The sequence below is a fragment of the Streptococcus infantis genome (genome assembly GCF_047464415.1).
Classification (GTDB): domain Bacteria; phylum Bacillota; class Bacilli; order Lactobacillales; family Streptococcaceae; genus Streptococcus; species Streptococcus infantis_AE.
On record NZ_JASHBX010000007.1, the window covers coordinates 47,619 to 60,325 of the forward strand.

Annotated in this window: 9 protein-coding genes; 6 read left to right on the forward strand and 3 right to left on the reverse strand. The window is 41.1% G+C overall.

The features are described from left to right. Positions 1-128 precede the first annotated feature (128 nt). Complete coding sequence (locus tag QM460_RS05460; RefSeq protein ID WP_000225981.1) at positions 129-1,094, reverse strand: LacI family DNA-binding transcriptional regulator; 966 nt, start codon at positions 1,092-1,094, stop codon at positions 129-131. Further along, complete coding sequence (locus tag QM460_RS05465) at positions 1,075-2,529, reverse strand: sucrose-6-phosphate hydrolase (RefSeq protein ID WP_414289467.1); 1,455 nt, start codon at positions 2,527-2,529, stop codon at positions 1,075-1,077. The genes QM460_RS05460 and QM460_RS05465 overlap by 20 nt, the downstream gene beginning before the upstream one ends. Positions 2,530-2,894: 365 nt before the next feature. Here QM460_RS05465 and QM460_RS05470 point away from each other — a divergent pair, with 365 nt between their 5' ends. Both QM460_RS05470 and scrK read left to right on the forward strand, forming a co-directional pair. Further along, on the forward strand, positions 2,895-4,778 hold the full coding sequence (locus QM460_RS05470) for a sucrose-specific PTS transporter subunit IIBC (protein ID WP_414289468.1): 1,884 nt from the start codon (positions 2,895-2,897) through the stop codon (positions 4,776-4,778). 140 nt (positions 4,779-4,918) lie between these two features. After that, on the forward strand, positions 4,919-5,806 hold the full coding sequence (gene scrK, locus QM460_RS05475; protein ID WP_075228182.1) for a fructokinase ScrK: 888 nt from the start codon (positions 4,919-4,921) through the stop codon (positions 5,804-5,806). 40 nt (positions 5,807-5,846) lie between these two features. On the opposite strand, the gene QM460_RS05480 is transcribed toward scrK, so the two are convergent. After that, positions 5,847-7,037, reverse strand: coding sequence for a cation diffusion facilitator family transporter (locus QM460_RS05480; protein WP_414289469.1), 1,191 nt, complete (start codon positions 7,035-7,037; stop codon positions 5,847-5,849). 270 nt (positions 7,038-7,307) lie between these two features. Between QM460_RS05480 and QM460_RS05485 the strand changes: the two genes are divergently transcribed. From QM460_RS05485 to QM460_RS05500, 4 genes are all read left to right on the forward strand, one after another. Continuing rightward, on the forward strand, positions 7,308-9,992 hold the full coding sequence (locus tag QM460_RS05485; RefSeq protein ID WP_414289470.1) for a cation-translocating P-type ATPase: 2,685 nt from the start codon (positions 7,308-7,310) through the stop codon (positions 9,990-9,992). Between the two features lie 109 nt (positions 9,993-10,101). After that, positions 10,102-10,512: a peptide deformylase gene (locus QM460_RS05490; protein WP_414289471.1), complete on the forward strand. Its 411-nt coding sequence runs from the start codon at positions 10,102-10,104 to the stop codon at positions 10,510-10,512. Between the two features lie 45 nt (positions 10,513-10,557). Then, positions 10,558-11,280: a peroxide stress protein YaaA gene (gene yaaA / locus QM460_RS05495; protein WP_414274000.1), complete on the forward strand. Its 723-nt coding sequence runs from the start codon at positions 10,558-10,560 to the stop codon at positions 11,278-11,280. Positions 11,281-11,420: 140 nt separating this feature from the next. Beyond that, the gene (locus QM460_RS05500) at positions 11,421-12,707 is read left to right on the forward strand and encodes a homoserine dehydrogenase (RefSeq protein ID WP_414289472.1); all 1,287 of its coding nucleotides are present in this window, start codon (positions 11,421-11,423) and stop codon (positions 12,705-12,707) included.

Consider the following 12,707-nt stretch of genomic DNA (forward strand, 5'->3'; position numbering starts at 1 on the left):
TGAGTTTTTTTGTTTATACTCAATGAAAATCAAAGAACAAACTAGGAAGTTAGCCGCAGGTTGCTCAAAACACTGTTTTGAGGTTGCAGATGGAAGCTGACGTGGTTTGAAGAGATTTTCGAAGAGTATTAAATACTTTTACCTGGTAAGAGACTAACTGGTAAGAAATAACCAGTCGTGGCAACTTCTTTTCCCTCGATTTTTTGGAGTAGTAAATCAACTGTCAGGCGAGCAATTTCTTCCAAAGGTTGTTTAATGGTAGTGAGGTGAGGATAGAAATTCTCGATAAAATAAGTTCCATCATAACCAATAACCTTAAGTTGTTCTGGAACAGAGATACCAAGTTCCTGAGCAATCTTCATTACCAAGATGGCAGTCAAATCATCCGATGCGAAAATAGCATCTGGTTTTTGTTTGGTCAGGATACTTTTGATTTCCATTTCCTTGCGGAGGGGTGAAAAGTCACTGGAAATATTGATGATGGGAGCTTTTGGAAAGATAGAGGCAAAGCCTGCATGCCGAAGTCCAGTTGGTGAATTGGAGTTGTCATTACCTGTAATCATAATAACAGACTTGGCTCCAGTTTTAGCTAAGGTTTGAGCTGCAAGGACTCCGCCAGCATAGTTATCAGAGGAAACGACAGGAATGTCCGGTGATAGGTTTCGGTCAAAAGAAATGATTGGAGCCGTAACGCGATTGTAGTCTTCAATCCCCAAGTTATGACTGCCAGAGATAATACCATCTACTTGGTTGGCTTCTAGCATTTCAAGATACTCACGTTCTTTTTCCGAATCGTGCTCACTATTGCAGATGATCGTCTTGTAGCCTTTTTTGAAGAGTTCGTGTTCCAATTTGTCAATCAATTCAGCATAGAAAACATGGCTAATTTTTGGGAAAATCAAACCGATTAACTTGGCTGATTTCCCTTGGAGGCTACGAGCAAGGTTGTTGGGTTTATAGCCTAACTCTCGCATGGCCTCATTGACTTTTTGAATGGTTTTTTCAGACAGATAGCCTTTTTTATTGATGACACGTGAAACAGTAGTAGGGCTGACGCCAGCTAATTTTGCGACATCAGTTAGTTTTGCGACCATATTCTAATTCGTAGTAAGTTCCAGTTGGGTTTCCAGATTTAATGAAGATTCCATTTTGATCTTCATGAGGGAAGACGCGACCAGAAAATACTTTTTCTCCTTTATTGATGAAAATTTCAAAGACTGAATTATCGATGAAGATATTTACAGTAGTAGCTTGGTTGTCGATTGAACATGAGCGAGTAGTTCCAAATTCTTGAGCATATTGCTCACCTGCTTGACTGCGGTCAACAGTAACTTGACCCTTGACAAGGTCGAAATTGATAGAGAGTCCCTTACCTTCTTTATCAGCAAGAAGAACAATTTCACTTTGGCTATTAGACTCTAAGTTCAGTTCAAGTTCGTAGGTGTTCTTGGTTTCAGAACGATTTGAAAATTCCTCTTCTGAAGCACGGAGTTCTTTGATAGCAGCTACAGGATACTGATAGAGTCTGCCATCTTTAATGGTTAATTCTTTGACCAATGAGAAAGTTCCTTGGTGATCAAAGCGATCAGATGGATAAGAAACATCTGGTAAACCAAGCCAGCTAACTGCCAAGGCACGTCCATCGGGATCATTGAAGGCTTGAGTAGCGTATGCTTCAAATCCATAATCGAGGTTGTGTAGTTCAGACACATCTACCATACGTGCATTTTCAGGATCAAAGGAAGCACCGATTTTATACATATTTGGATAGATGTTGTCATAGTCAAGAACCTTTTTATCCAAACCTTGTGGGCAGTAGAGAAGGACAGGCTGTTCTCCAACAAAGACGAGGTTCGGGCACTCCATCATATAGGCAGTACGGTCATTGGCAAAGTCAAGATCACCAACTTCTTGCCAGTTTGTATAATCATTGTTGATAGCTTTGTAGAGACGAACAAAACCTTTTTTCTCCAAGTCTTGACCACCAACGATTGCGTAGTATTGTCCTTTAAAGTTAAAAATCTGTGGATCGCGGAAGTGGTCAGTAGCATCAGCAGGCTGATCAATCAAGATCTTATCAATCTTTTTAATATTTCCATCCTTATCCATCAAGGCACCAATCTGATAAGGGTGGCGAACCCAATTTTCATCACGGACATTTCCTGTATAAAAAAGGAATAACTGATCACCAAACTGCATAGCAGATCCAGAGTAAGCGCCGTGGCTATCCAGTGGAGTATCAGGCAAGATTTTTACACCTGTTTCAGTAAAGTGCACCAAATCGTCACTCTCAAGTTGAACCCAAGATTTCAAGCCGTGAGCTGCACCAAAGGGGAAGTTTTGGTAAAAGACAATCCACTTACCATCAAAATAAGAAAAACCGTTTGGATCGTTGAGAAGTCCTTCCTTTGGTTCAATGTGATAGCTGACATGCCATGGGGATTGCGCCATCTTTTCTTGGATTTCTTTTCTTTCTTCTTGTGTCCAATCTTCGTAACGTCTGTAACGACGTTCAGTAGTCCATTCCATTTCTATTTCCTCCATAAAATTCTACTATCTTTATAGTAAACGTTTCCTTATAAAAAAGCAAGTCTTTTACACTAAATTAACGAAAAAAATGTCAAACGTTTGACAGAATGTAGAAGCACTATTTTATGAAAAATAATGAAAATATGAAAGTTTTTGAAAATTTAAAAGTAAAAACCTTGAGTTTATAGGGTATTTATTGCTGTATTGATGAAAAAAATAGCAAAAACAATCAAAAAATAAAAATTAGCAAAATTTTTTCTGCAAAACGCTTGACATATTTTTTAAACGTGATAGAATAATATTCGTAGGGCGGATAAAATCGCTTTCAAACATTTTACAAATTTTTTATAAGGAGATTTTTGCAAATGACGAATACAGAAATTGCAAAAAAAGTCATCGAAGCCTTAGGTGGACGTGAGAACGTTAATAGTGTAGCTCACTGTGCGACTCGTCTTCGCGTTATGGTTAAAGATGAAGCGAAAATTAACAAAGATGCTATCGAGAGCTTGGAAAAAGTTCAAGGTGCTTTCTTTAACTCAGGTCAATACCAAATCATCTTTGGTACAGGTACAGTAAACAAGATGTACGATGAAGTCGTAGCTCTTGGCTTGCCAACATCATCTAAGGATGAGATGAAGGCAGAAGCTGCTAAACAAGGAAATTGGTTCCAACGTGCCATCCGTACTTTCGGTGATGTTTTCGTACCAATCATTCCAGTTATTGTAGCAACTGGTCTCTTCATGGGTGTTCGTGGACTCTTGAATGCTCTTGGAATGACACTTCCAGAAGATGTTACAACTTACACTCAAATCTTGACTGACACAGCCTTCATTATCTTGCCAGGTTTGGTTGTTTGGTCAACCTTCCGTGTATTTGGTGGTAACCCAGCTGTTGGTATCGTTCTTGGTATGATGCTCGTTTCAGGTTCACTTCCAAATGCCTGGGCTGTTGCTTCTGGTGGTGAAGTAACTGCTATGAACTTCTTCGGATTTATCCCAGTTGTTGGTTTGCAAGGTTCAGTTCTTCCAGCCTTCATCATCGGGGTTGTCGGAGCTAAGTTTGAAAAAGCTGTTCGTAAAGTTGTTCCAGATGTTCTTGACCTCTTGGTAACACCATTCGTAACACTCCTCGTAATGTCAATTCTTGGTTTGTTTGTGATCGGACCAGTCTTCCACGTTGTTGAAAACTATATCCTTCTTGGAACAAAAGCTATCCTTAACTTGCCATTCGGTCTAGGTGGTTTCTTGATTGGTGGAGTTCACCAAGTTATCGTTGTATCAGGTGTTCACCACATCTTCAACTTGCTTGAAGTTCAATTGCTTGCTGCTGACCATGTTAACCCATTCAACGCTATCATCACAGCTGCCATGACTGCTCAAGGTGCTGCAACAGTAGCCGTTGGTGTGAAAACTAAAAATCCTAAACTTAAAACACTTGCTTTCCCAGCTGCTCTTTCTGCCTTCCTAGGTATTACTGAGCCTGCTATCTTCGGGGTTAACTTGCGTTTCCGTAAACCATTCTTCCTTTCATTAATCGCTGGTGCAGTCGGTGGTGGACTTGCTTCAATCCTTGGTCTTGCTGGTACTGGTAATGGTATCACAATCATTCCTGGTACAATGCTTTACATTGGTAACGGACAACTTCCACAATACCTTCTTATGGTAGCTGTATCATTCGCTCTTGGTTTTGCTCTTACTTACATGTTTGGTTATGAAGATGAAGCAGAAGTGGCTTCAGAAGCTACAACTGAACGTTTGGCTGACGAAGCAGTAACTGGTACTGTTGTTGCACCTAGCGAAGGTGTCATCCAAACACCAATCGTTGGTGACGTAGTTGCTCTTTCAGACGTTAATGACCCAGTCTTCTCAAGTGGAGCTATGGGACAAGGTATCGCTGTAAAACCTAGTCAAGATGTTGTTTATGCACCAGCTGATGCTGAAGTGACAATCGTCTTCCCAACAGGACATGCTTATGGTTTGAAAACTGCAAACGGAGCTGAAATCTTGATCCACGTGGGTATCGATACTGTTTCAATGAACGGTGAAGGTTTCGACCAAAAAGTTGCTCAAGGTGACAAGGTTAAAGCTGGAGATGTTCTTGGAACATTTGACTCAGCTAAGATTGCTGCTGCAGGCCTTGATAACACAACAATGGTTATCGTGACAAACACTGCAGACTTTGCTTCAGTAAATCCAGTTGCTTCTGGATCAGTTGCTAAAGGTGATGCAATCATCGAAGTTAAAGCTTAATAAAACAAAGAAACGAACAAATGTCATGTTTGTTCGTTTTTGATTGAATCTTAAAATTTACAGAGGAAAAACTAAAATATAGAGCAACTTTCCTCCTTGAAATATGCTATAATAGAGAAAATAAAAACTAGAGGTTTATCATGACAAAATTATATGGAAGCTTGGAAGCGGGCGGTACAAAATTTGTCTGTGCTGTCGGTGATGAAAACTTTAACATTGTAGAGAAAACACAATTCCCAACAACAACTCCTATCGAGACAATCGATAAAACTATCGAGTTCTTTTCAAAATTTGATAATCTTGCAGGTCTTGCAATTGGTTCATTTGGTCCAATTGATATCGACAAAAATTCAAAAACTTACGGTTTTATCACAACTACACCAAAACCTCACTGGGCGAATGTTGACTTACTTGGTGCTCTCCGTCGCGCTCTAAACGTGCCAATGTATTTCACAACAGACGTAAACAGTTCTGCCTACGGTGAAGTAGTAGCGCGTAATAACGCAGGTGGACGAATCGAAAACTTGGTTTACTACACAATCGGTACAGGTATCGGTGCAGGAGTTATCCAACGTGGTGAATTTATTGGTGGTGTTGGACACCCTGAGATGGGTCACTACTATGTAGCAAAACACCCAATGGATGAGGAGAAAGAATTTAACGGAGTTTGTCCTTTCCACAAGGGATGTTTAGAAGGTTTTGCAGCTGGTCCAAGCTTAGAAGCTCGTACAGGAATTCGTGGTGAAAACATCGAACTCAACAGTTCTGTATGGGATGTTCAAGCCTACTATATCGCTCAAGCAGCTGTAAACGCAACTGTAACCTTCCGTCCAGACGTTATCGTATTTGGTGGTGGGGTTATGGCCCAACAACACATGCTTGACCGTGTGCGTGAGAAATTCACATCCTTGCTCAATGGTTACCTACCAGTTCCCGATGTGCGTGACTATATCGTAACACCAGCTGTTGCAGGTAATGGTTCAGCTACACTTGGAAACTTCGTTCTTGCTAAGAGCGTAGCAAAATAAGCATAAAAAATGAGGTCGGGATTTGTCCCGGCCTCTTTCTTTAGTCTTTTTCAATTTTCGTTTCCTGATGGAATATATTTTGCCAAGTTTCATGTCTGCGCCAGATACTTGTATGGATGGTGTCACCAACCTGATAGCGGATGAGTTTTGTCTTTTGACTAATGGATGTCAAGTGAAGCTCCTTGATAGCAGAGGTTAATTCTTTTTCCTCCTTATAGGCTTCCTTGTCTAGTTCTAGTCCGTCTTGGCGAATATAAATGAAATCTTCAGCCAGTAATTCTTCCAATTGATTTCCTTGGTCAATTAGTTGCTCTCTCATGAGCAATTTTTTATAGACATTATCAAGAATTTCATCCTCAGGGATTGGGGCTGGTTCGATATGAATGTCAGTATCAAAGACACCAAATCGTTCTGATAACATAGATTCAACCTGGTCCGCAATTTCGTGGCTCTCGAAAACAGAGAGGTCTGGGTTCATCTCAAGTGTAATGTCTAGATAAATATTGCTTCCGTAGGTACGACCCCTTTGAGATTTGACCTTGCTAATCTTAGGAATTTCCATGATAGCTTTTTGGTAATCTTCCAGCAAGTGCTCATCAAAGCCGTCAGAAAGACTGAAGGATGATTCAATAAAAATGTCATAAGCAGTTTTAAGGATAAAGAAGGTGATGATAATCGCGACCAACTTATCCACGATTGGATAGTTGAAGCTACTAGCCAGGATAGCAATAGAAGTTCCAAGAGATGTTACGGCATCTGATAAATTATCCTTAGCGGCTGCCTTGAGGGCCTTTGATTTAGCTTGCTTACTCAGATGGGTATTGTAGAGATAAACGGCAAACATGATGATGGCAGAGATGACTCCCAACGTCGCCCCAAGTGGATCAATGACTGTTTGCTCTCGGCTGAGTATCTTTTGGATGGTATCGCGTAGAACGTCAAAACCAACGTAAAACATGATGATGGAAGTGATGAGACTTGCCAAGTCCTCGATTTTCCAGTGACCGAAGCGATGGTCCCGATCTGCCGGTTGGCGAGCCAAACGAATCCCGATTAGAAGGGCTACATTTCCAACGATATCTGAAACGTTATTAAAACCATCAGCTACCAAACTGGATGAATGAAGGAGGTGTCCGGTCGCTAGCTTAGCTGCAGATAAGAATAGATAGGTCAAAATGCTGATAATGGCACCACGCTCAGCTAATTTTAAGTTTGAAACCGATTGATTCATCTAACTCCCCTTCTAGCATTTTAGTATTCTTTTATTATACTGGTTTTCCAAGGAAAATTCAAATGTGGGAAGTAAGTTAACCCCACCTCAAGGCTTGAAAACTTTTGAAATTCTGATATAATAGAACTACTCAAGGGAGTAGCTGGCGGTTAACCGCGATAGTGTCGTCATTACGAATTATTTCCGGCACTATATTAAACAGCGAGACTTGTTTTTTTAAAAAACAGGTCTCTTTTTTTGTAAAAAGAGGCCAAAAAGGAGGAGACTGTTTTGTCAAAAGAACAAAATAAAGATTTGTTTTACACACAATCTTCTGAGGAAGTCCTAAAGAATCTGGACTCATCTGTTGAAGGTTTGTCAACTGCTCAAGCTCAAGAACGCTTAGCGACTTATGGTCGAAATGAGTTAGAAGAGGGCGAAAAACGTAGCCTACTAGCTAAATTCCTTGATCAATTTAAGGATTTGATGATCATCATCTTGCTAGCAGCAGCGGCACTTTCTGTCATTACAGAAGGAATGGACGGTTTAACAGATGCCATTATCATCTTGGCCGTAGTTGTCTTGAATGCAGCCTTTGGTGTTTACCAAGAAGGTCAAGCAGAAGCAGCAATTGAAGCATTGAAAAATATGTCTAGCCCGATGGCCCGTGTTCGTCGTGATGGTCATGTCATTGAAATTGACTCAAAAGAATTGGTACCTGGGGACATCGTCTTGCTAGAAGCTGGAGATGTGGTGCCTGCCGATATGCGTTTGCTTGAAGCGGCGTCTCTTAAAATTGAAGAAGCTGCCCTCACTGGTGAATCTGTACCAGTTGAAAAAGATATTACTCAAGTAGTAGAAGCAGATGCTGGTATTGGGGACCGCGTTAATATGGGTTACCAAAACTCAAACGTAACTTACGGTCGTGGTATTGGTGTCGTGACTAACACTGGTATGTATACTGAAGTTGGTAAGATTGCAGATATGTTGGCTAATGCCGATGAGACAGAAACACCGTTGAAGCAAAGCTTGGAACAATTATCTAAAGCCTTGACTTACTTAATCGTTGTGATTGCGATTATCACTTTCTTGGTTGGTGTCTTCGTTCGTGGAGAACATCCGTTAGAAGGCTTGATGGTTGCGGTTGCTCTTGCGGTTGCTGCGATTCCAGAAGGACTCCCTGCCATTGTAACCATCGTTCTATCTTTGGGAACAACAACCCTTGCCAAACGTAATTCGATTGTTCGTAAATTACCAGCAGTTGAAACACTTGGTTCAACAGAAATCATCGCATCTGATAAAACAGGTACCTTGACTATGAACCAAATGACTGTTGAAAAAGTCTATACTAACGGTCAATTGCAAAGCTCAGCAGCTGAGATTGCTGCTAGTAACAATACCCTTCGTATCATGAACTTTGCCAATGATACAAAGGTGGACCCATCTGGTAAATTGATTGGTGACCCAACGGAGACAGCTCTTGTACAGTTTGGTTTGGACCACAACTTTGACGTTCGTGAAGTTTTGAAGAATGAGCCACGTGTGGCAGAATTGCCATTTGACTCAGAACGTAAACTTATGTCTACGATCCATAAGGAAGCAGACGGTACTTACTTTATCGCTGTTAAGGGTGCCCCTGACCAATTGCTCAAACGTGTGACTCGTATTGAAGTAAATGGGAAAGTTCGTCCAATCACAGAAGAAGACAAACAAGCTATCCTTGCTACCAACAAAGACTTGGCTAAACAAGCCCTTCGTGTCTTGATGATGGCTTATAAGACAAGCAACGAAATCCCAACCTTGGAATCTGAAATTGTTGAGTCTGACCTCATCTTCTCAGGTTTGGTCGGCATGATTGACCCTGAGCGTCCAGAAGCTGCAGAAGCTGTCCGTGTCGCTAAGGAAGCAGGTATCCGTCCAATCATGATCACTGGTGACCACCAAGATACAGCAGAAGCCATTGCCAAACGTCTTGGAATTATCGATCCAAATGATACAGAAGACCATGTCTTCACAGGAGCTGAGTTGAATGAACTCTCTGATGAAGAATTCCAAAAGGTCTTCAAGCAATACTCTGTTTACGCTCGTGTATCACCTGAACACAAGGTTCGTATCGTGAAAGCATGGCAAAAAGAAGGTAAAGTTGTTGCCATGACTGGTGATGGGGTTAACGACGCACCATCACTTAAGACAGCTGATATCGGTATCGGTATGGGGATTACAGGTACAGAGGTTTCTAAGGGAGCTTCTGATATGGTCCTTGCAGATGACAACTTCGCAACCATTATCGTAGCGGTTGAAGAAGGACGTAAGGTCTTCTCAAATATCCAAAAATCTATCCAATACCTCTTGTCTGCCAATATGGCTGAAGTCTTCACCATCTTCTTTGCAACCCTATTTGGTTGGGATGTGTTGCAACCAGTGCATCTTCTCTGGATTAACTTGGTAACAGATACTCTTCCAGCCATCGCTCTTGGTGTTGAACCAGCTGAGCCAGGCGTGATGACCCACAAACCTCGTGGACGTAAGTCTAACTTCTTTGATGGTGGTGTCTTCGGAGCTATCATGTATCAAGGTATCTTCCAAACCATGCTGGTTCTTGGTGTTTATGGTTGGGCAATTCTCTTCCCAGAGCATCAAGTTCAAAGTGAAATCCACGCAGATGCCCTTACAATGGCCTTTGCAACTCTTGGTTTGATCCAATTGCTCCATGCCTTTAACGTCAAGTCTGTTTACCAATCAATCTTTAAAGTGGGACTCTTTACGAACAAGACCTTTAACTGGTCTATCCCAGTTGCCTTCGTCTTCTTTGTGGTGACAATTTTGGTTCCTGGATTTAATAATCTATTCCACGTGTCACACTTGAGCTTGACTCAATGGATGGTGGTCGCTGTAGGAGCACTAATGATTGTTGTCCTTGTTGAGATTGTTAAAGCAATCCAACGAGCACTCGGAAAAGATAAAAACGCTATTTAAGCACTATGAAAAGTCATCTTCGGATGGCTTTTTGCTTTTATATAAAGATAAACTGACTGAGCATTTTATGCTATAATCAAGTAGAATGATAAAGGTGGAGGAATAGTAGTTGGAAAAGAAAATTGTAAAAGATATGATGTTTTTATCGCAAGTATCCCAGCCTGCGAGTCAGGAGGATTTGCCTCTAGCAAAGGATTTGCAAGATACCTTGCTGGCAAATCGTGAAACCTGTGTTGGACTAGCGGCCAATATGATTGGAGTGCAAAAGCGCGTGATTATTTTTAATATTGGCATGATTCCCATGGTTATGTTTAATCCCGTTCTCAAGTCTTTTGAAGGGCCTTACGAGACCGAGGAAGGATGTTTGTCTCTGACGGGTGTAAGACCGACAACTCGGTATGAAAAAATTACCGTATCCTATAGAGATGTTCATTGGAAAGAACAGACCATTACCCTGACAGGTTTTCCGGCTCAGATCTGTCAGCATGAACTCGATCATTTAGAAGGTCGTATTATTTAGGCTCAAATCCTTGGTAGTCATAGGAAAATATGCTACACTAAGACTATGAAAATTCTAATCCCAACTGCAAAAGAAATGAACACTGAAATCCCTAGTTTAGATGCAAATCCCTTGCGTCCTGAAAGTCAGGCTATACTAGAGGAGTTAGCAACATACTCGGTCCAAGAACTAGAGACTTTTTACAAAATTTCTGCTGAAAAAGCACAAGAAGAGTATGAACGCATCCAAGCTTTAAAAAATGGAACTGCAAACTCTTATCCTGCTTTGCAACTCTTTGATGGACTTATGTATCGTAACATCAAACGGGACAATCTAACCAAGGCTGAACAAGCCTATCTGGAGAAACACCTCATGATAACGTCAGCTCTTTACGGTGTGATTCCAGCCTTTGCACCGATTGCACCTCACAGACTGGACTTTTTGATGAAGCTTAAAATCGCTGGGAAAAGCCTGAAAAGTCACTGGCAGTCAGCTTATGAAGAGTCGGTGAAGGGTGAAGAACTAATCTTTTCACTCTTGTCTTCGGAATTTGAAACTGTCTTCCCTAAAGAGGTTCGCGAGCAAATGGTGACCTTTAAGTTTATGGAAGACAGAGATGGAAAACTTAAAGTCCACTCAACCATTTCAAAAAAAGCTAGAGGTGCTTTCTTAACAGCCTTGATGGAAAATCAGGTGACTTCTGTAGAAGAAATCAAAAAGCTCAGCTTTGCAGGTTTCCACTATCGAGAAGACTTGTCTAGTGACAAGGAAATGGTCTTTGTAAAATAGATTGAAAATAGAGTCTGTCCTAGGTTGTATCAGGGCAGACTTTTTTATGATTTGACGCTCCTATTTTTAATTCAGAATGGTAGGAATTTTCTCACAATTTTGGTATAATAGGACTATTAGAAAATTTCGAGGAGACAAATATGTCAGTTAAGATTGCTTTACTTGGATTTGGTACAGTAGCCAGTGGTGTACCATTCTTACTAAAGGAAAATGGAGAAAAAATTGTTCAAGCAGCACATTCAGAAATTGAAGTAGCCAAGGTTTTGGTCAAAGACGATGAAGAGAAAGCACGCTTGCTTGAGGAAGGAAATGATTTTAATTTTGTAACAAATATCGATGAAATCTTGTCAGACAAAGACATCACTATCGTTGTTGAGTTGATGGGACGTATCGAGCCTGCTAAAACATTTATCACTCGTGCATTAGAAGCAGGGAAACACGTCGTGACAGCCAACAAGGACCTTTTAGCTGTCCATGGTTCTGAATTGCTTGAGATTGCCAAAGCTCATAATGTTGCTCTTTACTATGAAGCAGCTGTTGCGGGAGGAATTCCAATCCTTCGTACCTTGGTTAACTCGCTAGCATCAGACAAAATCACACGTGTTCTTGGTGTTGTCAATGGAACATCTAACTTCATGATGACCAAAATGGTAGAAGAAGGCTGGTCTTATGCAGATGCCCTTGCTGAAGCCCAACGACTTGGCTTTGCTGAAAGTGATCCAACTAATGACGTTGATGGGATTGATGCAGCCTATAAGATGGTTATCCTCAGCCAGTTTGCTTTTGGGATGAATGTCAAATTTGAAGATGTGGCCCATCAAGGGATTCGCAATATCACTCCAGAGGATGTAGCAGTTGCTCAAGATCTTGGGTATGTGGTTAAGTTGGTAGGTTCTATCGAAGAAACAGCTTCTGGAATCGCTGCTGAGGTTACTCCAACCTTCCTTCCTAAAGCTCATCCACTTGCAAGTGTCAATGGTGTTATGAACGCAGTCTTTGTAGAGTCTATCGGGATCGGCGAATCTATGTACTATGGACCTGGTGCAGGACAAAAACCAACTGCGACGAGTGTCGTAGCCGATATCGTTCGTATCGTTCGTCGCTTGAATGACGGTACCATTGGAAAAGCCTTTAACGAATACCATCGTGACCTTGTTTTGGCTCAGCCAGAAGATGTCAAAGCCAACTACTATTTCTCAATCTTGGCACCAGATTCAAAAGGTCAAGTCTTGAAATTGGCTGAACTCTTTAATGCAGAAGATATTTCCTTCAAGCAAATCCTTCAAGATGGCAAGCAAGAAGGCAAAGCTCGTGTCGTTATCATCACTCATAAAATCAACAAGTCACAGCTTGAAAATATTACAGAAGCTTTGAAGGCCTTGTCTGAGTTTGAACTTCTCAACACCTTCAAGGTTTTAGGAGACTAA